Source organism: Nostoc sp. DedQUE08, assembly GCF_034530895.1.
Taxonomy (GTDB): Bacteria; Cyanobacteriota; Cyanobacteriia; order Cyanobacteriales; family Nostocaceae; genus Nostoc.
The window spans coordinates 21,988-43,849 of sequence record NZ_JAVRCD010000065.1 but is presented as its reverse complement, the minus strand read 5'-3'; the positions used below and the strand labels follow the sequence as shown (position 1 = coordinate 43,849).

Here is a 21,862-nt window from a genome sequence, read left to right as displayed (position 1 = left end):
GTTGCAGTCATTAGCCTTGTAGCTGTAGTTTCTGCTGTCCAAGTCGTTCAAGATTGGGAGCAATGCGATTTTGTGAGGTCGGACAAAAAAAGTGCGATGCCTGCGGCGGGCGTAGCCATCGCTAAAAATTATATTTAAGTACGGAGTTATTTTATTTACAAATAGAATATTGCTTTGCATGAGAATTCATCTTGATGAGATATCTCAAAAAGATTGCTAGTAAGTCATTTGACGATTATTTCCCAAAATATCTATACTAAGTCTTTAATACTTAGTGTCAATTACAGCAAGCAATAGCTAAAGATGACAACTCAAGTATAAAATTAATCAAGCAGTTTGAGGTTTAATAAAGGAATTAAAGATAGAACTACAAAAATTATCCCAACTTTCAGCTATCCATTGACAGCGTAGATGTAAGATAATTTCTGCATTTTCTTTCAACCAAAATTTACTATTACCCTTGATTCTTAAGTTGCCAACTTGACGGATTAAACTCTCAATTGCCCCACTACCTATTGGTAGTTTTTGGTCTAGTATCTTAGCGTAATTTAAACGCCTTTCACGATAGGCACGTAAAAGGTAATTTCTCTGTATGACCATAGTTTTACAACGCTCTCCCGTGGCTTTAAAGATAAATTCATCCATCTGCCTAATTATGGTCATGGCATTACTTTTTTTTAAAGTTCTCCGTACTTTTTTAAACCAATTATTCCGCTCCTTCTCATCACTAAAAGCGACATCAGCAAATTTATGTAGTCGCTCAGTAACATGGTAAAAATCCAATAATTGATAAGTGGCATCGGGAGATTCCAATTTCTTTAAAAGAGGAGGAATATGTTTCCAAATCCATTCAGCACCGTCAGCAATTAGTAAAACTTGTTTTGCTTGACTAATTCCCAAACTAATCAGATGCATTTCTAAAATTGGTAAAAAGCCTTTATAGTCTTCATAAGTGCCATCATTTACAATCTTTATTTCGCCATTTTTAACTTTTTTACCCTGTTCATCAACTACATAAATTGTTAATAACTTTGGCTCAACCCATTCCCCTATAAAGCCATGCTTGTTTGTTTTGGGATTTTTTCTACCTTTTTTATTAATCCTAATTCTACTCCTACCACCATCTACAGCAATTACAACTCTTTGGTCTTTAAGTATATTCCCATCAGGTAATTTGCCTTGTTGCAAGTTAGATATTTTAGTTTGACGTAAATCAATGCCGATTTGACCAAATTTATATGTCAATCGTTCAATTCGTTTAAGACTAATATTAATTCCCCAATCGCCCAGAATTGTATGTGCAGCTTCAAAAGAACTAGCTATGGCACCATATTTTGCAATATCTGACCAAACTAATGGGGTCAAGCCTTCTGACATTCCTAACCATTTTAACAAGGGACAGAATCCAACATTAGTAGATTTATTCTTCGCTTTTTTTTCTTTGGTTTGAACAACGTATGGTAATTTGAGAGTTACTACAACATTACCTACAGTTAATATTTCTCTCTTCGTATAACCGTGTCTTTGTGTATCGGTATGCCACCATCCTTTGGTTTGATTAATTGCTGTTTTATGAGCTGACTCTGATTGAGAAAGCTTATTCAATAAGATGGCAATACATTGACCCGCTAAAACTAACGCAGCCTGTCTAATTTTTTCTTCTCTTTCTTTAACTATTCTTCCAGACCATTCCTCAATATTTTTAAAATCTAAAAGTTTTGTAACATCCTCTTGGAAATCTGATAAGGAATCGGCGAAATTTAGATTCGCAGATATGTTTTTTTCCATAAAGGTAGATACTTCCTATTTCAAAACTATTCCTGAAAGGAAATTTTACCTTTTTTCTAGTCGCAACAATCTACAGAAACCTCGTCTTTGGTACAGGTTTTATCTTCTAGTTAATATTACTATTATTATTGTATTAAATATTTAACTTATACGTAAGGAGTGATTAGCGATCGCACCTTTTTTAGCCGACCTCACAAAATCGCATTGCTCCCTGGATGAAGATGACTAAGCCCAGTTTCACAATAAACGATGCCTTACTGCACACTTAATTGAAATTGTGACTCGTGAAGGAGCAAAAACAGTGGAAGCTTTACTACAAAAAACTTGTGTTCTTTATAGTGGTGATTTGCCGTCAGTAACTGAGACTGAAATTGCTGAACTTCAGCCTCAGATACGTAATTGGAAGATGATTGAGGAGAATGGTGAGTCATCCTCCACTCATTGAGGTATTAAAGAAACTCAACTTTCGTCCCTGAGCATCACTTGCTTAATCATGGGAGTTGTTAGCTTGCGATAGTTAACTGTAACGCTTGCATTTGAGGAAAATCACGCTTAATAATTTCGATAGTTTTTCTTTGACTCTCTTGATTTTTAACTATCAGTTGTGCAGTGCCATCCCCCTGAGAACCTACGCCTTTTCCTCCAAAGATATAAGGTTTAAGTGGCTCATGAGCGAGAAGCAGATGTAGATTTTTTGCAGTTAATTGATCGGGACAAGCCGGAACTACGTATCGGTCAAATTCCGCTTGGGCTTTTGTCATTAAAGCTCCAAGAAGTTGGGCATCTCCGAGTTGTATTGCTTCAACTGCTGCCTGGGTAATTTCAGAGCTAATAGAACCAAAATATTTTTGGACATTTTGCTCTATTGAATTAGTAGCGAAAGGATAACACTGATTCAATCGTCTTAGTATTTTTTGTGTGTTTTTGCTCCCGCCGAGATCGACAATCACAAAAAACAAATCCTCACTCACTTTCAATTCGAGTAGGTCGATTTTTTCACCATCAAATATCATCAATATTGGGCGATTTCCATAAGCACAAGCCTGATCCATACGACCACAAAGGCTAGGAGTGGTTCTTTCTCCTTTGTAGGCAAACTCCATTTCTGAACGAATTGTCATTTCCAAGCCATACAGACGATTAAAAGCCCTCGCAATCAGAACGCAAAAGGCAGCACTCGAAGATAATCCCTTTTGGATGGGTAAGTCGGTTAGATAATTATCAACCTCAAGTCCGCCAACATCATAGTGAGTCAGAATTTGATATGCTGTACCAGCAGCATAACTAAAAAAACCACCCTTTGCCGCTATGCATTTCAAGGTATTAGATTCCATAGGTAATCTCAACGGTTCATAACTCCTGCCATCATTGAGAGAAGCACGAATAATTAATTCAGTAGAATTAGGCAAGACATTGGCATAAATTCCTTGATTAGTACCAACAATTAAGGTGTAGCCCTTTTCGAGAAGAGGATTAACACTGCGATATTCTCCTGCCCAGTCAGTGTGTTCTCCAAACAAAGACGGCCTGGAACAAAAATTCTCATTTGAAGTTTCCTGTTCTTAATCGAGGTATATTATCCTGATTGACTTGAATAAACAACACGTTACTCATCACTCCAATTGCCTACATCAGCAGGGCTTTCGGCAATAAGAGAAAGAATCGATGGGAAGCGATGACTACGCTCCGTCTAGCAATCGCCACTTTCTCCATCCCCAGATTTCCTTACTCACTACCCCATCACCAGCAATCACGTTCTGTGGGCCACCAAGGAAGAAGCACCAAAGTCGCGGATGTCATATTTTATAATATTGCTTTATTTAATGTCTTAACTCTTAATCTAAATAAATTCTGGCACAAATGAGCGAAATACTTCTTGTAGTAGATATGCAAAATGGTTTTATGCCTGATAAATGCAGACATATTATTCCTACTGTCATTAAACTAATTGAGCGCTTTTTAGAGGCTGGTAAACTCGTTGAATTCACAAAATTTATCAATACTGCTGACAGTAATTATGTGAAGCTAATTCATTGGTCAAGCTTGATACATGAACCAGAAACGAGTATTATTGATGAACTTCAGCCATATATACATAATATTTTTGATAAACCTTATTACTCTGCATTTACGGAAAATTTTTCGAGTTTTATTTTGATTAATCAAATCAGCAAAATATATCTTTGTGGAGTTGAAACTGATAGCTGTATTTTCAAGACAGCAATTGACACTTTTGAGCGCGGTATTGAACCAGTAATTATCGCGGATGCTTGCTTTAGTGCTGGTGGTCAGCAAGCGCATGATGCAGGTATTTTCTTGCTCAAACGTAATATCGGAAAAAACCAAATTCAGATGAGTGATGAGGTGATTGAGAAGATGTCATAATCAATCACAATTGGATCGTCTTGACAACTACCGTAAGTTTGTTCAAAAAATCCTGCTGGCCATCCCAATTCTTCTGGTGTTTTTGGGCGTGCTGATGGTTCTAGCTGTAGGTAATCGATATTCTTGCAACAGGTTCAATAGTTTAGGTTATGTCCACGCCACGCTTTGAGAGCGATGTCTACGACGGGCTGTCCGGTGTCGCTACTTCCTCCATCCCCAGATTTGCCTTCTCAGCACCCCATCACCAGCAGCCATGTCCTGCATCTCACTAAGGAGCTCAAAATCGCGGATGCCGTCTATGGAAGTGGTAGTACTTGGGGTTGCCTTTAAAAAGCGAATATGTCTATGATGGGGCACCTGTTTGCTCTTGATGCAGATAAAAATATTGGGTTTGAGATGCGCTACCCCTGATTACTGTACTCTTTAAGACTCTTCACAGTATCTTGATAATATTTCAGGAAATACATCGATGAAATTAAGACTGAATCTCAGCAAAATAGTACTAATATCATGGCTGTAATTTTTTTGATTAAGTGTTCTTGTCTTAAATAAATAAATCTGGCTTAGTCATTAAATTAGATTGCCGGATAATGATTTCTTATTTTCTAGAACCCGATATCTCATTTTCTAAAAATAGGGTTTTATAACAATTAAAACTCAAAGTTAACTTATAAATGTAATATAATGAACCTCAAAACCACAAGCATTATTTTCATAGATCCTTTAGTAAATAGCTACGAAAAATTATTAGATGCCATTGTATCTAAAACCGAGGCAGTAATCCTCGATCAAAACAGGGATGGGGTAGAGCAAATTACCGAAGTCCTATCACAGCACCGTGGAGTTGAAAGTGTACATATTGTCTCTCATGGCTCTCCTGGTTGCCTCTACTTAGGTAGCACCCAACTTAGCCTTAGCACATTGCAACTATACACCCAGAAACTACAAACCTGGTTCTCTCAATCTTGCCATCTCTCCATCTCTCCATCTTTGTTACTCTACGGCTGTAACGTTGCTGCGGGAGATGCTGGGGAAGAATTCATTGAGAAGTTGCACAACTTGACAAAAGCTAGCATTGCTGGATCTGCCAACCTCACGGGTAATGCTGCTTTAGGCGGAGACTGGAAATTGGAAATCAGTCGAGGTGAGGTGACAACTGCTCAGGTATTCAAACCAGAAATATTAAAAACTTACAACTTCGTTTTAGCTTCCTCAAATGACAACTTTGCTAACCGAATCGTACTTTCTGGTAATTCAGGCAGTAGTACAGGCAATAATGTAGGAGCCACAAGTGAATCAGGTGAGCCAATTCAATCAGGAACCACCAACTCTGTATGGTGGAGTTGGACTGCCCCGGCTTCTGGGACTGTGGTATTTGATACTTTTGGTAGTAATTTTGACACTTACCTTTATGTTTATAAAGGCAGTGCCCTCAACAGTTTAAGTCTGGTTACGTCTAACGATGATAGTGGTGGAACTACTGCTAGTAAAGTTAGCTTTGCAGTCACAGCCGGCACAACTTATTACATTTCCGTAGATGGATATCAAAGTTATACGGGCAATATTGCTTTGAATTATGCCTTCAGCGGAAGCAGTACTTCCACTAACACCGCCCCCACTCTCATCGATACCTTAGTTAATCTCAACGCAGTTAACGAAGATGCTTTAGCACCTGTGGGAACAGTGGGTACTTTAGTCTCTTCTTTAGTGAGTCTGGGTAGCAACGTCACCGATCCCAACACTGGAGCGGTTACAGGTATTGCTCTGACTGGTACTAATAGTAGTTACGGTACATGGTGGTACAGTATCAATAATGGAGCAAATTGGTATCAGTTGGGTACCGTCTCCGAGAGTAGCGCTCGCCTGTTAGCTGCGGATGCTAACAGCCGTATATACTTTCAGTCTAGCGCTAATTATAATGGTACTATCAGCAACGCTATTACTTTCCGTGCTTGGGATCAAACTAGTGGCGTAAATGGTGGTATTGCTAACATTACTTTAACAGGTAATTCCACTGCCTTTAGCAACACTACCGACACAGCAGCAATTACAGTCAATTCTGTTAACGATGCTCCGATTATGACACGCGGTTATAGCTTCGGTGTAGCTCAGAATTCTATTAACGGAACCGTAATTGGTACTGTGACAGCAACGGATGTAGATTCAACTACTCTTTCTAACTGGTCAATTGTAGGGGGAAATTTTGACTTAGATAACGACGGTAATGCAGCTTTCGCCATCAATTCTAATACTGGTAATATCGTTATCAATGATATTGACGACCTCACCCTTCAAACAAGCCCCAGTGTCAATTTGCAAGTCAACGTCAGCGACGGTATTGCGATTAGTAATAATGAAACAGTCACCGTCAAGCTGGTACTAAATGCTGGCGATCTCGACCCTACATTTGGTATTGGTGGTAAAGTAATCACCGATTTGGGTAGCGATGACGATGAAGCTAAAAGCGCCGCCATTCAAGCAGATGGTAAAATTGTAGTATTAGGCTATACCTTTAGCAGTAACATTAATGACTATGGAACTAAGTTTGCCCTTACACGCTATAACGTTGATGGCACCTTAGATACTAGCTTCGGTAGTGGCGGTAAACTGATTACAAACATCATCCGCTACAACAACAAAGAAGCTAGTGTTGCCATTCTGCCAGACGGTAAAATAGTAATTTCTGGTTCTGCTTACACAGGCAATAACAACAATGACTTTTTTGTTGCCCGCTACAATGCCAATGGTACAGTAGACAGCAGTTTTGGTATTGACGGTAAGGTAATTACTTCCATCAACACTGGCACTGATGAAGGCTATAGTTTGGGCATTCAGTCAAATGGCAAGATTGTAGTTGCAGGTTCTACCTACAATGGTACTAATTTTGATTTTGCTTTGATACGCTACAACATTGATGGTAGCCTAGATAATACTTTTGGTAATAGTGGCAAAGCCATCACTGCGATCGGTAGTGGTTCTGAAGAAATTAATAGTCTGGCTATTCAATCAGATAATAAGATTGTAGTAACTGGATATACAGCAAGCAACGGTAGTAATGTCTTTGCCCTGGTACGATACAATCTTGATGGCAGCTTAGACACCACCTTTGGTAGCAACGGTAAAGTAACTACCGCAGTCGGTACTAGTAGCTATAGTCAAAGCTATAGTCTAGCGATTCAGTCTGATGGCAAAATTGTCGTAGCAGGACAAGCTAATTATGAATTTGCCTTAGTACGCTACAACAGCAATGGCAGCATAGATACTAGCTTTGGTAATAACGGTCAAGTAATTACCGATTTAGGTTCCAGCACCAGTACCATTAAAAAGATTGTTATTCAGCCGGACGGTAAAATTGTCGCTAGTGGGTATGCTTTTAATGGTAGTAATATAGATTTTACAGATTTTGCTGTCGTGCGCTACAACAGCGATGGTAGCTTAGATAACACTTTTGGCAATGCTGGTAAAGTTATCACCCCCATTAGTAACGGCCTTGATATGGCCGACGATGTTGTGCTGGGTTCTAATGGCAGAATCTTTTTAGTGGGAGAGTCCAAAGGTAATTTTGCTCTAGTTAGCTACCTGGGTAATTCTCAAAATCAATCTCCTACCATCAACTTACCAGGAACTAATCCTACTTACACAGAAAATGCTCCTGCGATTATTATCGATTCTATTGCAACTATCACTGACCCTGATTCGCAGAACTTCGATACAGGTAAGCTGACTGTTAACTTCAGTGCTAATGGTACTGGCGATGACCGTCTTGAAATTCAAAACAGTGCCACAAATAAGATAGTAGTCAATGGTACAGAAATTCTGTATGATGGCAGTTTCATCGCCACTTACAGTGGTGGTATTGGCACTCAAAACTTGGTAATTAACTTTACTTCTAAAGCCACACCTGTTGCTGTTGAAGCATTGTTACGCAGCATTAGTTACAGCAATGTCTCAGAAAATCCTGTAACAACTCCTCGGACTGTCAGCTTTGTTCTGACTGATGGCGACGGTGGTATCAGTACCGGCGTTACTAAAACTATTAACGTGAATGCGGTCAATGATACGGCTGTAATTACCCCAGGTCAAAGCTTTAGCGTCAATGAAAGTGTTGCCACTGGTACGGTGGTTGGTACTGTTATTGCTACCGATGTGGATGGTAGCACATTCTCAAACTGGACAATTATTGATGGTAACTTCGATAGCGATGCCGATGGTCAAGCTGCTTTTAAGATTAACTCCACCACCGGACAAATTACCGTCAACGATAGCGACGAAATCGACTTTGAAACTAACCCCAACTTTCAATTACAAGTTACTGTTAGCGACGGCATTAACACCAGCAGCATCCAAACCGTTACGATCAACCTGAATGATGTCACTGAAAATACCATATATGGTACATCTTCAGATGAACAACTAACAGGAACCCTAGCTGATGATATCATCTACGGTTACGATGGCAGCGATCGCCTTTATGGACAAGCAGGCAGAGATACCATTTATGGTGGTGCTGGCAATGACTTTCTCTATGGTGATGCAGGTAATGATATACTCGACGCTGGTGATGGCAATGATTATCTCTACGGTCAGGATGGAAGCGATCGCCTCATCGGTGGCCTTGGTAATGATTATCTGTATGGCGGAGCAGGTGATGATATCTTTGATGGTGGCGATGGCTATGATTCTCTCATTGAATCCGCTGATGTGAACTTTACGTTAACTAACAGTCAACTTTTAGGCTTAGGTAACGACGTTTTCAGCAACATTGAACAAGTAATACTAACTGGTGGTATTAGTGACAATACCTTAGATGCTTCAGCATTTAGTCTAGGTAGCGCCAATCTTTCTGGGGGCACTGGTAATGATACGATCAATGGTGGTGCTGGCAACGATTATCTTTTAGGGAAGGATGGTAATGATTACCTCATCAGTAATGCTGGTAATGACTATGTAGACGGGGGTAATAATAATGATACTCTTGATGGTGGAATTGGTAATGATGCCCTTTCCGGTGGTGTCGGTGATGATGTCTTAGATGGTGGCGACGGTATTGATGGGTTAAGCGAATCAGCTGATGTCAACTTTATCTTAACAAACACTCAACTTGCTGGATTAGGTAATGACATTCTCAGCAACATCGAACGGGCAACGCTGAGTAGTGGTACTAGTAACAATATCTTGGATGCTTCAGCCTTTAGTCTAGGTAGCGTCAATCTCTACGGTCGTGCTGGTAATGACACCCTTATCAGTGGAAGCAACAATGATTACCTTTATGGAGAAGATGGAAACGATCGCCTCATCGGTAGTGCTGGCATTGATTATCTTAGCGGTGGTAATGGAGATGACTTACTTAATGGTGGTGCTGGTAATGACCACCTCTACGGACAAGGCGGTGCAGATATCTTTGTTCTTGCTCCAGGCAATGGTATTGATACCATCTATAACTTTGAAGACGGGATTGATAGACTAGGTTTATCTGATGGTTTGACTTTTGGGGCTTTGACAATCTCTTCTGCAAGTGGCAATAGTACTTCTATTATTGTTACCTTCACAAATGAGTTAATAGCCTTTATAAGCGACACCAATCCTAGCTTGATAGGCGAGAGTGACTTTATTTCCTATAACGGTTAACGCAACTTAGCAGTGCTGAGGTGGGGGGTTAGAAGTCAGTTTTTATTTTACTTGTTCTTCCAAATCCCCATCTCCCTTGCTTTTTTAGTATCATATATACTCTGCATTGGCGTTGCATAATGATAGGAGCATAATTATGACTCCGATAAATCCTCCTAAAAACGTCATTAAATGTTTGCATACTATTTTATTTGATACTTTCAAAACCGATAGGGCAGCTAAAATTACCTTGTTTAAAAATAGGTCGGGGAGGGTAAGCTAAAGTCTGTTTTTCGGAGCGACACATTATTGAAACAGTAGTTTTATTTTTTTGCTCGTAAGCAACTGCACCTATCAGGCTGTTGAAGCCCTGTTTGGTCAGTCCTAATTGAAATACATCAGTTGGGAATTCTTTTATCGGAGTTGCATATATAAATGACTTATCCTTACTCATGTCTACGGTATATCGATAGCGGCTTGTAGCTGTTGGTGCATCTCCATCTCCAAGCTCTAACAACCTATACGATTGAGCGAAAGCTGATTTCTCCGAGAAATATGCTTGTTGTGCATTAATAAATCTTCCAACTGTAGCTTTACTGCTATCACCACAGCCACAGCTTGGTGGAACTCGAATAAACATAATCGGAATCCCAAGTAATAATCCTCCAGTTCCAATAATTAACAAGATTTTTTTAAAGATATTGTTGCTATGGTTACTTGGCTTATTTACATCAGACATATACAACTTTAAAACTAATAGTGCATATTTCATAAATAGCCGCATTCTACCCTTCATTGGGATAGTATTCATACTGAGTTAAACTGTTTTAGGCAAAACGATAAAATTTTGTTATCTTCATCAGCATGATTGAACAGAGATATATCTAATCTCTCTTTTGTCACTTTCAGAAAATAAAAATTGAAGCTAAACGATGAAACCTAGATTTAATAGGAAGATTAGCGATCGCAAACTAATATAAAATTCCAAACAAAGCTCTATAAGTAAAATTCTATCTGGGCAAGGGTTACAGATTATTTTCTGCCGAAAGTGACAAAAGAGGAATGAGAAAACCTTTAGCTGGCATGGCAGTAAATATAATAATTGTCTAATTTACATAAAATGTAAATTAAAGGTGCAGCAGCTTATCTTTTAGTATCTCTAGTCTTCCGGCCAAAGCAGTAATTCATATTTAAATTGGACAACCTCAAAGTTAGCATCGTCAAAGTAGTACTGCCCCTGAGCTTGAAATATGCGCTTAAAAAGTTCTGGAATGCTATTAGCAATAATTACAGGATCTGAAAGCTGATTGCTCTCTAAAATCGGCTGACCCAAAAGTATGCAACATTCGCGCTTGTCAGCATTAAAGAAGTAAGCAATACAACGACCATCTTCAAGATCCATCAGATGAGTTGCATAACAGGTAAAAGATTTTGGTTGAGAAATTTCGTAAATTTTATGAAAATTATATTGAGGAATTTGCCAAAAATGATCACTATTAGGGTAAAGTGTCGCACCATCGAATCGCTCTAGCATTTCGATATGTTCTTTGCCAACTCCCTCACCATAGCTGCGAAAGTCAGACCAGTTAATCGGCGGTTGTGTCAGGTGCTGCTGTTGAACTTCGTCGAGTAACTGTGCAAAATCATTGTTACATTCGCGCACTGCCCAACCAATCTCAGGTTGTAAAGTTTGCGATTGAGAATCTTGACGAACGCCAATGAAACCAGCGATTAGTTCTAAAGAATATTCTTTCTCACCTACCATTTGAAGACGAAATGGAGCTTGAGAGATTCCTAAAGGCAAGCTATCAGCACTAATACCGAGAGTTTCGTGGCTGAATGTTTGTTCGGAGGATGATGACCCGTTAGGCAAGGAACAGCGATCTATTTCCAAAACGGGATTTCTTACCGAGGGAGCTTTAGTTACTGAATGTTTAATATAAGGAAATAAATCACTCAACCAGCCAGTAATTAGTTCACCGCCATAAACAGCTTTAGGCTTGTAGATGCTGCGCCAAAACAAGAGCGATGGTCTACCTGAAGCTGTTTCTACAAATTCTCGGCAAATTGGCATTAAGCGATCTGTCCACCAATCCAAGTCATACTCAGCCATGATTTGGATGCGAGTGCAAATACTTTGCCAATCTTCTACAGTACCCAGCAGTGTAATCTCAGGAATACCGCAAATGCAAGACATTACGTAGTCAAAATACTTTTGGAAGGTATTCATCATCACGACATGACTGGCTGTGCGAGTGATGGGTGTTGTAGTACTGAAGTTACACTCTATCAATCGATACAGGTCAGACCCTACATGGTCGCGGATAAGCAATGCCCAGTTTTGAACTGCCTCACTCCAGTGCTGGGTTTGTTGGGGGATTTGTAAAGCCTTAACTACCAGTTCTTGCTTGCCTTGGTGACGAACAAAACGCGAACGCAAAGTTTCTGCATTATTGTTGATATGTTGAGCAAATCCTTGAGCTAACGTTATCCAAATGATGTCAGGTGTTAATAATAACGGGCGATGTTCACTAAAAGCAGCATGAACAGCAAATGCCAGCGAATGAATACCTTTGTCTTGAATTACCTCAAACGTATCATTATGGCTGAATGCCAGCACTTGTTCTTGGAAATGCTTCTCTAACTGAAATTTGGCGTTTTCAGTAGGTAAAGGTTTCTGAGCGTTTTTTACATCATCAACACAAAAGCGAATCTTTCCTACAGTTTGTTCCAAAATAGGTGCAAGTACTGCCATGAGCTAGTTATGGTTATATTTTAGTTCTACTTAATATTTTGCAAATCTAGAAAAGAAATTATGCCATTTTTTAGAAAAATGTTATATGAATCAATACCTTTATTAAAAGTTGAGCGTTCCCATTCCCAATATTAGATCATTTCTATGTATAAAGAGAGTTTCTAATATTCTAATTGGAAACATATTTAGCTCTGCGTTCCTCCCTTCTTCGTTGCTTATAGTTATTAACCTGATATTTAAGCCACATGAACGGGTAAATATCTCCTGCTAAGTGAAAACCTATAGACCCAATAAGTCCTACATCTGAATAAAGCAATGTTACAGTAAAAATATAAAAAATAATATGCGTAATAATATGTAGTCTTCCTTGATAGATATGATTTCCAAGAGTTACAAATAAACCCAGAATAATTGTCAAGTAATAATTATTTATATATATGCCTAATTGATGTACTAGTACTCCCCGAAATATCAACTCTTCTGTCATTGGATTTAATATACATACAGCAATCAAAAATAAAATCCTCTGAAGCTTTTGCCGTGGTATGAGCCTTACAGAAACGAGATAAGCATCATCTTCTACAATTTGGTTGACTCTCAAAAGCTTTAAAATCTTATTTACAATTAGCACAAATGTACAATAGCAAATTAATTCAATTATTAAGGAAAATACTGGTAATATTTCAAATTTTAAACCAACTGATGGTGCATCCCATCCTAGAATATAAGTTATGAAAAAAAAGGAAATTAACGAAATTTGATTCCATAATATCAAAAAGCCAAAACTAGATTTAGGTCTTTCTGCCTTTCGTTGCTTTTTAATTAATTGTCTTTGAGCTATGCTGTTATATAAATACACCATACTTATGACAGCTACAAAGAATAGAACACAATTACTTAATGGAGGTAATTCAGTTTTCACGATTATCTTTTATGGGGTTAAGGATGAAACTCAGTATTGCTCATGTATTTTTTAGCTTAATTTTTAATGTTTAAAATTTCTTCTCACGACTTGTTAAACTCTAATTGCCCCACATAATTGAATTCACCCTGACTTTCAGTAGAGGTAAATAACCGCATTTCATAGGAACCGGAGGCAGGAAGTTTACACGTAACTTGATCGCCTTGTACCGCGCGACCACAGGATTGGGAGTTGCCTCCACCTTTTGAGTTATAGCTGGCTAATAACCAAACATTCTTCGGATTTGCCAAAACTAATTTTGCCTCATCACCTACATTCGTCTGCGATCGCACAGGGCTGACAAGTTGCAAGCCATCAGCAAAAAACTTTGGTTTCATCATCGGCTGGCGCAAAAACTCACCAAGCGGTAATGGATTTGATAACAGCTGCCAAGCAGGATCTTTTGGAAAATGGCTGATCACCATAACTTCTGGTGGCGGCATTAAGTATTCAGTACGGTAGTTTTTTGTAAAACCTGACGAGCGATCAACATAACCGCTATCCCAGGTAGCATCAATTAAATACCATTGTCCTTTTACTTTTGCTGCATTCCACGCATGACCTTGACCGCTAAGGTCGCTGGTTTGAGTCCGTGCATCTCCTACGACATAAATGATTTCTTCTCCAGCCGCTTTACCCAATGCTTCTAATAATTTTGCATAGCCGGCACACACAGACTTACGAGTTCTAAATACAGTTTCGGCATCTTGTGGTGGATATTGCCCTGCAAAATAAGATTCAGCATCGTATGCAATTCGATCTGCAACGTAATCATGGAGAGCTTTTATTCGCTGTACCGGATCTGATTCCTTACTAACAATATACTGAGCAACTGATGCGATGCTTGTCTCTACACTGCTGGGCATATTGGCAACTGCGGGATGTATTCCCATACCTTGCCACGCCCAACCATTGGTATTATTAGCCGGCTGTGGTTTGGCAGCATCTTGGTGTTTTAAATTTTCAAAAGGATCTCGATTAGTTTGGGGTTGTGGTTGGACTTTGCTACTGCCGTCATCGTAACGTTCAAAAGGATTGGTATTGAAGCTGAGATACATTCCTTCCAAACCATTTGCCAGCTTGAATAAATTCTGTCGAATTAACTGTGCAGGTTGTCCTTGTAAATTACCCAGCATCCAGTCGCCTCGCGTTGACAGAGCTACAAAACTCAAACGCGGTTGCCATACTAATAAAGCAGCGATCGCCACAAAGTTGATTACAAGGGTTCTGAGCGTCAAGCGATCGCCCCAAGTCAAAATGCGCTCTTTGCTCCGACTGCCCTTGCTTTGTGCCTGTAGTTCCCAGAGCATAGGTAAGATGGGAAAGAGAAATACCCCTGCTAGTACGGCTAAAGAAGTAGAACGGTTATTGTAAGCAGCTAGGGAAGATGCTAACCAAACACCTAGAACGGGTGTGAGGTAGATAATAGCGATCGCAGTCCACTTGATTAATCTACCGATAAGTTGGAAGAGAATAGCCATATAGATTTACGTTCCAGAGAGTAACTAAATTAGAAAGATTTATACCTGGCTTATACCCAACTTAAATCTTCTAAAGCTTGACTAACCTGCTCCCGTAATTGCCAATGCCATTCTCGTTGACTAGTAATTTCAGGGTTTTCTAAGGTTTTCCAGTACCCAGAAGCTAACATTAGTGACCAGAACGGTTTACCACTATTGTCATGTTGACGTGGCGAATAATTTAAGTAATTTGCAATCAGTTCTGCAATTCTGGCGTATTGGAGATTTGCACCGCCAAAATGCTCATATCCAGCCGCCTTTGCTAACTCAGTTGCAGTGATAATTTGTGCGGGTGAATGATAGTGAGCTTTGAGCATAAGTTTATGGCTATCCGTCAGTTGGCTGCTGATAGCTATAAAGGCTTGCTTGTAATCGTCTACTGTCGGAAAATCAACAGCTAAGACCTCTTGGATAACATAGCTTTTGAACCTATCTATGTCTGTAAAATAGCGATAACCAAGACGATTTGCAGCCTCTTCTATTTCTTGATCTGCATCAATTATCAGGGCAACTGGTTGACTTTTCCCGGATTGCAAACCATTGGGCCATGCTAAATCAAGTACTGTACTCACTGTTCCTGTCGAATCAGCAATTTCGTACATCCATTCACCAATCGGTAATCCCTGCTCCTGCACCCATACATTACATTCTTCCAAAACTCGTTCTTCAGCCAGTGGTACAACCGCAGTAGAGCTTTCCGCTTGTTCTTCTAAAACAGAATCTGTCGCTTTTGGTTCTGGAATATCCCCAGCGAGTAAGCTATTCAAAAATTTATTAGCAGCTTGAGCTAAAAGTTCACGGCGTGCGGTTAAGAAATCACGGTAGTTTTCAATTTGCCACAAACTACGTTCCATTGGTATCCAGTGCGTTGCGATCGCACCCGGTTGGGTTTGCTCGAATGCCTCGAAATACTCCGAAGGGTGTCGGTTTGAGACTTTAAGGTTGGTTTCTTGGGTTAGAAATGTCAGGTTAGCGATCGCGTTAACTTCCGATTTCGGATATCTGCCTTTGTAAAGCAGCGACTTAGGGAAAATATGGTGAACTTGTAAGCAGTTATGCTTACCTAAAAGATTTTTGGATAGTTCAATGCCGCTATCCCAATCTTGTGCTTGATGCACGCGAGTAAGCATATAAAGTAACGGGTAAAATCTTGCCCCCATACCCCAGCCTTGAAAGTCAACAGCTTTGATCTCCAAGTCCCCGCGATTTTGTCGTAAGTTGGTGATGAGTTGATCTAGCGGGTTATCTTCAGACTTTAATATATGCAAATCTTGAGTTAAAACGCTTTCGGTTGAACCCGCATACCTTCCCCACAATAAAGTATGTACATACCAGTACAATAACTTGTCGCGCTCTTTGTAATTGCTTAGATGCCCACCACGATCAACAAGATAACGTACCATCACAGGGAATGCATAAATACCTCCAAGTACACGATTGTGATCTAGTCCCAACCGTCCAGAAATCAAGTTAAGCAAAGTATCAATAGCTTTTTCTGCCTTGTATAGCCCGTCTTTAAATGTCGTAGTTTTAACATCTTTGAGCGCGGAAAACATTGCTTCTCCGGTAATAACTGCGTTTATACACCTCAGTAACCACTCCAAACGAAACTCAAACCCTGCTTTTTTCCATTTTGTCAGGCGTGCTTTGAGTTCGTTGCGAGCATCAGGCCATTGAGCGCAAATTTTTGCTAGTGCTAAATCACCTTTAGATAGCTTGGTTCCTCCACTGTTGACAGTGTTAAAAATTTCCACAACTACATCAACTGTTTTATCTTCACCACTGACTTCTTCAATATGCAGATTAATATTTTTAATCCCGTCAAGTTTGTTCAAGCGATTGATATAAGTAGTCAGATGAGAGGACAATTCTGGAATTTTTAATAAATTTCCAATAAAAACTCCTACTCCTTGTTGCATTAGTTCAGTCACATTTACCCATAATGGGTTATCCTTCATTTTGACAGGAGCGTAAAATTCAAATATTTCTTCTTCCAAGTGGAAATACAAACCTGTAAAAGCTTCGGCGTTACCGTCAAAAAACTGTGGTGGTTTACCGCGTACTATACCGTAGTAAGAAGTGATGCGCTGTTGACCGTCAAGCAGAAGTTTAACCGTACCTGCGGAAAGTTTACTATCACCACGAGCATAGTCAATAGCTTGTTCCGTTTTGGTTTCCCATACTAATAAACTACCAATAGGATGTTTGCGATAAAGCGAATTCATTAACCCACGTACTTGGTCACGATTCCATACGTAACCACGTTGGAACTCTGGGAGTGCAATGCTGCCGAGATCGATTTGGTCAAGGATAGTTGTAATATTCATAATTTATTTTTTCTAAACAACTTATAATACTTATGCTGCTTTTGCAAAAGATTTACCCAGTTCAAACATACTAAACAGCCAGTGATGCCATTCTTTATAAGTGATAAATACTTTTAAAACTGATTCCAAATCAACATCCAAATCCCTATTTTGAATGTCAATAATTGTCTGATAGGTCAAGTCCAAAGCAATTCTATCGTCCTTGGCGAACGGCTTAAACTTTCCATTCAGGGAATTATTCAGTTGAGTTATTCTCTCTCTTCCTACTTTACCCTTGACTTCAGTTAATCGCTCATCTCGAAATAAACCAAAACGGTCATGAGGATGCAGGCTTACTAGCTCATTGAAATTAGTGATTCGGCTAGTAAAAGACGAAGTACTTGGGTCAACTTGCAGAAACCCCATTACATAATTTTTATTACCAGTCTCAACCACAAGATGTTCTGGTAAAACTCGCTTTCCCAAACGATATTGAGTTAGTCTAATTGGCTTTATCTGGTTAAAAGCTTCAGCAATAGTTTTTAGTTTACCCATGTCATCATAATCAGAAATGATCGGAAGGTTACTATACTGCTGCTCAAGTTCAGCCTTCTTTCGAGTTAAATACTCAATAATGTTATCTGAGGTATGTAGTTGAAGCTTAGGAGGTTCAGGAAGAAACTGCTGACGCAATTTTGTTAAATCAACTGACGACCCTGGTTCCTGTATGGCTTGAACCAGATCTAGAAATGCTTCGGTTAGTTTTTGCTGTTGTTGCTGTACAATTCTTAGCTGTTGCTCTAGCTGTTCTTTACTATCAAGCTTATGCAGGTTTTCTTTGACAGATGCTAGAGGAATTTGACGAACCCTGTAGTTATAATAGTCTGCTGCTCGGTTTAATACCCCTCTAATTGGCTTTTGTCCAAGAATATCTTCCAAATCTTCAGAGCTAAATAATATTTCTAGAGGAATATCAAGCGCCTGAAGCTTTACCCGCAGAATCGCTTCAAGTTCTGTTTCATCTGGCTGACGTAGATAAATCTGGTACTGCGAGACTCGACCAATAATTGAGTTGTCAAAGCTAGCTTGAAACTGTTCCCATCGATCGGGAAACATATTGAGAATTATTAAACTGTTAGGAACGTGAGTAAAAATTTCCTTGATAGCTTCCCCAAAATTCAGTAAGATTTCTCGATTATGTGAAAGCCCCAATCCTTCTAGCTGATCGAAGACGATAATTAAGGGTTCATCCAAGATAGATAGTTTAGCCAAAACTGAAATTGCTTCCAAAGAAAAGGCTTCTTGGCTGAGGTCTTCTCCCCAATTTGGCAAACCAACTAATTCTGCCTCTTCTTTAGATAAGATGTTAGCAGCTAACCAACGGGTAGTAATGTCTTTGCGTCGTGGGTCAGTATAACTACAATACTTAACAATTCCCTTGAGAATAGCAAGAGCAAAACCCCCAGAAGAATAATGACCCGCCCACCACTCGTTGATTCGTTTTTCAATGTGTTGCCAGTAATCTCGTCTGCGCCCAGTTCCTTCTGCTCCAAGCGCATCTAAATTTTTATCTTGTAGAGCTTTAATAATTTCTTGGTCTTTCTGAGATGTAACTCGGAAACCGAGAATTTTATAAAAGCTATTGATAATCAGGTAGTCCAATTGAGTAGCAGAACCAACCGACTGTACCAGGGACTCCAAAATGCGGCTGTAAATGTGATGCAGTACTGCTTTGGGATGGTTCGGTTGACGGATAAATAACAGTCGATTATTGGCTAGTCGCTCATTGGCTAGTCTCATCATCAAGTGGGTTTTACCAGTCCCCGGCTCTCCAATAACTACGACTCCTTTACTCTGGCGGTTGGAATCTAGTTTGATGTCAGCCAAAATTGACTCAAGAGTAAGATATTCTTGGCGGTAAGTAGCAAAATAATCAGGGTGAGTCTGAAACGGAGTATCAACCCGACTAGCACTAAATGGATTGGGCTTTTGTTTTAATTGCTCGATCATCATCTGACGATAAAGCTGATAAGTAAACTGGGCATCATACCGAGCAGCATGAGCCATATCTCGAACAAAGTAGCGATTGTTCACCTGCAAATTAAAATGCTTACTCAGGTGTTCTAGGGAATGGCTTTCTAGCTCTGGCCAAACACTTTTTGCTTTTTCCCAAGTACATTCGTATTCTAGTTTGGGGCAAAAAAGACCAACTCGGCGAAAACTGGACTGAAGTATCTCAATATCATGCTTTGCATAATGGCAGACTATCTTCTTCCCTTGGACAAGGCTCAGAAACTCTGTGAGCAGAGTTTTGAGACTTTTAAGGTTAGGCAGATTCTTGTTGTGATTGGGATAATCACTAGAAAACCCTTCATAGATCAACCGTCCTTGACTATCCACTATCGCCAATTCACTTAATTCCGGTTTCCCCTCAGTGTCTAAAACTACAAAGTCCATATAACCCTGACTGCGAGTAAGCTATAGCAAAATTAACACAGGTATTTAAAAAGGGGTATAATTTGTATCACTTGAATAAGTAAGATCGGAAAATATCAGTAGATAACTAGACCCGCTTCTACAGCGTCAATACGTTGTTTCAGTCCCCGTGAGGGGATTTGGTCAATGGAAACTTTTTTGTGCTAATTTAGTGAGTGCTTTTACATCATGTTTCAGTCCCCGTGAGGGGATTTGGTCAATGGAAACTCTTTGAGTTTAGTAGTTATGGAAATTTTGTAATGTTTCAGTCCCCGTGAGGGGATTTGGTCAATGGAAACACAAACAAGATATTATGAATCGAAAAATTATCCAGAAGTTTCAGTCCCCGTGAGGGGATTTGGTCAATGGAAACATTGAGCGTAGCACCAGACAATGATGATGATGGCAAGTTTCAGTCCCCGTGAGGGGATTTGGTCAATGGAAACCGTATTCAAGGGTAATATTGTCTCTGCCACCCTCAAAGTTTCAGTCCCCGTGAGGGGATTTGGTCAATGGAAACGAAATTAGATGCCAACTTTGGTGAAACAGCCCTAAAGTTTCAGTCCCCGTGAGGGGATTTGGTCAATGGAAACTGGTTAGCGAATTGGATATTATCATCGATCTGCCGCGTTTCAGTCCCCTTGCGGGGTAATAGGTTTTGGAAACAAGAAAAAAATATGCCAATATTAAGGCGATAAGTTTCAGTCCCCTTGCGGGGTAATAGGTTTTGGAAACCTAATTTCCTGCTGTGGCTTAGGATAAAGTCTAAATGATGGGGAGTTTCAGTCCCCTTGCGGGGTAATAGGTTTTGGAAACTGCTCGGACTGAAACTGTTATAGAGCAGGCTTCCTAGGAATGCTTTTGGCAGATCGAAAAAAAAGGTCATTTTCAGCCTGCCTTATTGCAAATTATTTGCAATTTCCCGAATTATTGAAACCCTGTAATTATTTACTTGTCAAGGTTCTGGCGATTTTGGCAGATCCCCAGGTTTTTTGACCCCGCTTCGACTTGCCAAATATCAAACTGATTCCATGATCATAAGATGTGTATTTATTATTGTCTATGAGTTTGCGGAGATTGATCTATAAGCCCGTATTCTTGCTCAATCAAACTCAACAATTTCTCTTCGACAGCCGTTAAATAAGGACGATTCAGCTTACCCAATAACTGCAACAGACTTTTGACTGTCTCCTCCAGCGAATCAGAATACACTCGACTGATGCGATCGCAAATCACCTGCATCTGCTGACATTCCGTAGGCAAGTAGCTGAAAGACTTCAGGTAGTGCAACCCAACTGTATACTCTCCATCCCAGGTTTTAACGGTGCAGCTAAATTCACCCACATAGTTGACTATCCCCCAGCACCCACCCTTACCCCTGAGTTCGGGGTTTTCCTTTGCAAGGATTTGGCAGACTTCGCCTAGCTGGTAAGTGTTGGGCACTTGGGTGCGTTCTATTATGCGCTGCACCACATCTTTAACGATTCTAGCTGGTGGCACTTTACCCCCTGCCTGCTCCACTGCTTTTACCCACACTTCCTGCTGTTGTTGAGGTTCAAGCTTTGTCATCGGTCTGACTTGACGTTCGTTAGTTGGCAAAATGTGATCCAATGGATCACATTTTTCCATCAAATTATCGAAAACAACCGCCGCATCCATTAAAAGATAAGATTGGCGGCGGCTGTGACCAAAGCGATCGCGGCAGTATTCCTCAAACGTCTTGTGAGTGGAGCGATATAATCTGCGATCACGTAATTCCGCCAGCGCTTTCCCTGCCTCAAAAAACGCTCTTTCCACACGGCGCTCTAAATGTAGGCGATCGCTTTGCTCCTCCTCCGTCAACTCTGGAACTTCAACAGCACTAACCGTAATTGTTGCTGAACTTGGATCTACTTGCTGGGAGATATCCTCGTTTGCAGAGTTAGTTGCTGAAGCTGAATCGGTAGATGCGGCAGAGGTGGCTTTGTTGGGTCTAGAAGGTGGTTTAGGCATGATTCCACCTTTCTAGTTCAATGAGATTTTCTCAGAGTCAACTGCAATGTAAATTTCGGATGTAAAAGATAAA

Annotated in this window: 13 protein-coding genes and 1 CRISPR repeat array; of the genes, 4 read left to right on the top strand and 9 right to left on the bottom strand. The window is 40.0% G+C overall.

Annotated elements, in window-relative coordinates; genetic code table 11:
- Positions 1-327: 327 nt before the first annotated feature.
- Positions 328-1,788, bottom strand: coding sequence for an ISLre2 family transposase (locus RMY64_RS30545; RefSeq protein ID WP_322701977.1), 1,461 nt, complete (start codon positions 1,786-1,788; stop codon positions 328-330).
- Positions 1,789-2,065: 277 nt separating this feature from the next.
- Here RMY64_RS30545 and RMY64_RS30540 point away from each other — a divergent pair, with 277 nt between their 5' ends.
- The gene (locus tag RMY64_RS30540) at positions 2,066-2,233 is read left to right on the top strand and encodes a hypothetical protein (RefSeq protein WP_322701976.1); all 168 of its coding nucleotides are present in this window, start codon (positions 2,066-2,068) and stop codon (positions 2,231-2,233) included.
- A 58-nt stretch (positions 2,234-2,291) separates the two neighbouring features.
- On the opposite strand, the gene RMY64_RS30535 is transcribed toward RMY64_RS30540, so the two are convergent.
- Positions 2,292-3,308, bottom strand: coding sequence for a GHMP kinase (locus RMY64_RS30535; protein ID WP_322701975.1), 1,017 nt, complete (start codon positions 3,306-3,308; stop codon positions 2,292-2,294).
- A 340-nt stretch (positions 3,309-3,648) separates the two neighbouring features.
- Here RMY64_RS30535 and RMY64_RS30530 point away from each other — a divergent pair, with 340 nt between their 5' ends.
- The 3 genes from RMY64_RS30530 (at position 3,649) to RMY64_RS30520 (ending at position 9,801) form a co-directional block, all read left to right on the top strand.
- Positions 3,649-4,173 carry an isochorismatase family cysteine hydrolase gene (locus RMY64_RS30530; protein ID WP_322701974.1) on the top strand — a complete coding sequence of 175 codons (525 nt, stop codon included), beginning with the start codon at positions 3,649-3,651 and terminating at the stop codon, positions 4,171-4,173.
- A 149-nt stretch (positions 4,174-4,322) separates the two neighbouring features.
- Entirely contained in the window at positions 4,323-4,445 is a 123-nt protein-coding gene (locus RMY64_RS30525) for a hypothetical protein (RefSeq protein WP_322701973.1), read from the top strand.
- A 412-nt stretch (positions 4,446-4,857) separates the two neighbouring features.
- Positions 4,858-9,801, top strand: a complete 4,944-nt coding sequence (locus RMY64_RS30520; protein ID WP_322701972.1) for a DUF4347 domain-containing protein — start codon at positions 4,858-4,860, stop codon at positions 9,799-9,801.
- 187 nt (positions 9,802-9,988) lie between these two features.
- Here the strand turns inward: RMY64_RS30520 and RMY64_RS30515 are convergent, their stop codons facing one another.
- The 7 genes from RMY64_RS30515 to RMY64_RS30485 form a co-directional block, all read right to left on the bottom strand.
- Entirely contained in the window at positions 9,989-10,552 is a 564-nt protein-coding gene (locus RMY64_RS30515; RefSeq protein WP_322701971.1) for a type IV pilin-like G/H family protein, read from the bottom strand.
- Between the two features lie 387 nt (positions 10,553-10,939).
- Positions 10,940-12,535: a DUF4419 domain-containing protein gene (locus RMY64_RS30510; protein WP_322701970.1), complete on the bottom strand. Its 1,596-nt coding sequence runs from the start codon at positions 12,533-12,535 to the stop codon at positions 10,940-10,942.
- Between the two features lie 169 nt (positions 12,536-12,704).
- The gene (locus RMY64_RS30505) at positions 12,705-13,457 is read right to left on the bottom strand and encodes a CPBP family intramembrane glutamic endopeptidase (protein ID WP_322701969.1); all 753 of its coding nucleotides are present in this window, start codon (positions 13,455-13,457) and stop codon (positions 12,705-12,707) included.
- A gap of 83 nt (positions 13,458-13,540) precedes the next feature.
- The gene (locus tag RMY64_RS30500; RefSeq protein ID WP_322701968.1) at positions 13,541-14,977 is read right to left on the bottom strand and encodes a transglutaminase domain-containing protein; all 1,437 of its coding nucleotides are present in this window, start codon (positions 14,975-14,977) and stop codon (positions 13,541-13,543) included.
- Positions 14,978-15,027: 50 nt separating this feature from the next.
- Entirely contained in the window at positions 15,028-17,343 is a 2,316-nt protein-coding gene (locus RMY64_RS30495; RefSeq protein ID WP_322701967.1) for a GmrSD restriction endonuclease domain-containing protein, read from the bottom strand.
- A 30-nt stretch (positions 17,344-17,373) separates the two neighbouring features.
- Entirely contained in the window at positions 17,374-19,779 is a 2,406-nt protein-coding gene (locus tag RMY64_RS30490) for an exonuclease domain-containing protein (protein ID WP_322701966.1), read from the bottom strand.
- 134 nt (positions 19,780-19,913) lie between these two features.
- Positions 19,914-20,390: a CRISPR direct-repeat array (repeat unit 39 nt; unit sequence AAGTTTCAGTCCCCGTGAGGGGATTTGGTCAATGGAAAC).
- A 460-nt stretch (positions 20,391-20,850) separates the two neighbouring features.
- On the bottom strand, positions 20,851-21,789 hold the full coding sequence (locus RMY64_RS30485) for a hypothetical protein (RefSeq protein ID WP_322701965.1): 939 nt from the start codon (positions 21,787-21,789) through the stop codon (positions 20,851-20,853).
- Between the last annotated feature and the right edge of the window lie 73 nt (positions 21,790-21,862).

Coding starts and splice junctions, on each gene's coding strand:
- RMY64_RS30545 (WP_322701977.1), bottom strand. CDS start 1,788: ATGGAAAAAAACATATCTGCGAATCTAAATTTCGCCGATTCCTTATCA.
- RMY64_RS30530 (WP_322701974.1), top strand. CDS start 3,649: ATGAGCGAAATACTTCTTGTAGTAGATATGCAAAATGGTTTTATGCCT.
- RMY64_RS30525 (WP_322701973.1), top strand. CDS start 4,323: ATGTCCACGCCACGCTTTGAGAGCGATGTCTACGACGGGCTGTCCGGT.
- RMY64_RS30520 (WP_322701972.1), top strand. CDS start 4,858: ATGAACCTCAAAACCACAAGCATTATTTTCATAGATCCTTTAGTAAAT.
- RMY64_RS30515 (WP_322701971.1), bottom strand. CDS start 10,552: ATGAAATATGCACTATTAGTTTTAAAGTTGTATATGTCTGATGTAAAT.
- RMY64_RS30510 (WP_322701970.1), bottom strand. CDS start 12,535: ATGGCAGTACTTGCACCTATTTTGGAACAAACTGTAGGAAAGATTCGC.
- RMY64_RS30500 (WP_322701968.1), bottom strand. CDS start 14,977: ATGGCTATTCTCTTCCAACTTATCGGTAGATTAATCAAGTGGACTGCG.
- RMY64_RS30495 (WP_322701967.1), bottom strand. CDS start 17,343: ATGAATATTACAACTATCCTTGACCAAATCGATCTCGGCAGCATTGCA.
- RMY64_RS30490 (WP_322701966.1), bottom strand. CDS start 19,779: ATGGACTTTGTAGTTTTAGACACTGAGGGGAAACCGGAATTAAGTGAA.
- RMY64_RS30485 (WP_322701965.1), bottom strand. CDS start 21,789: ATGCCTAAACCACCTTCTAGACCCAACAAAGCCACCTCTGCCGCATCT.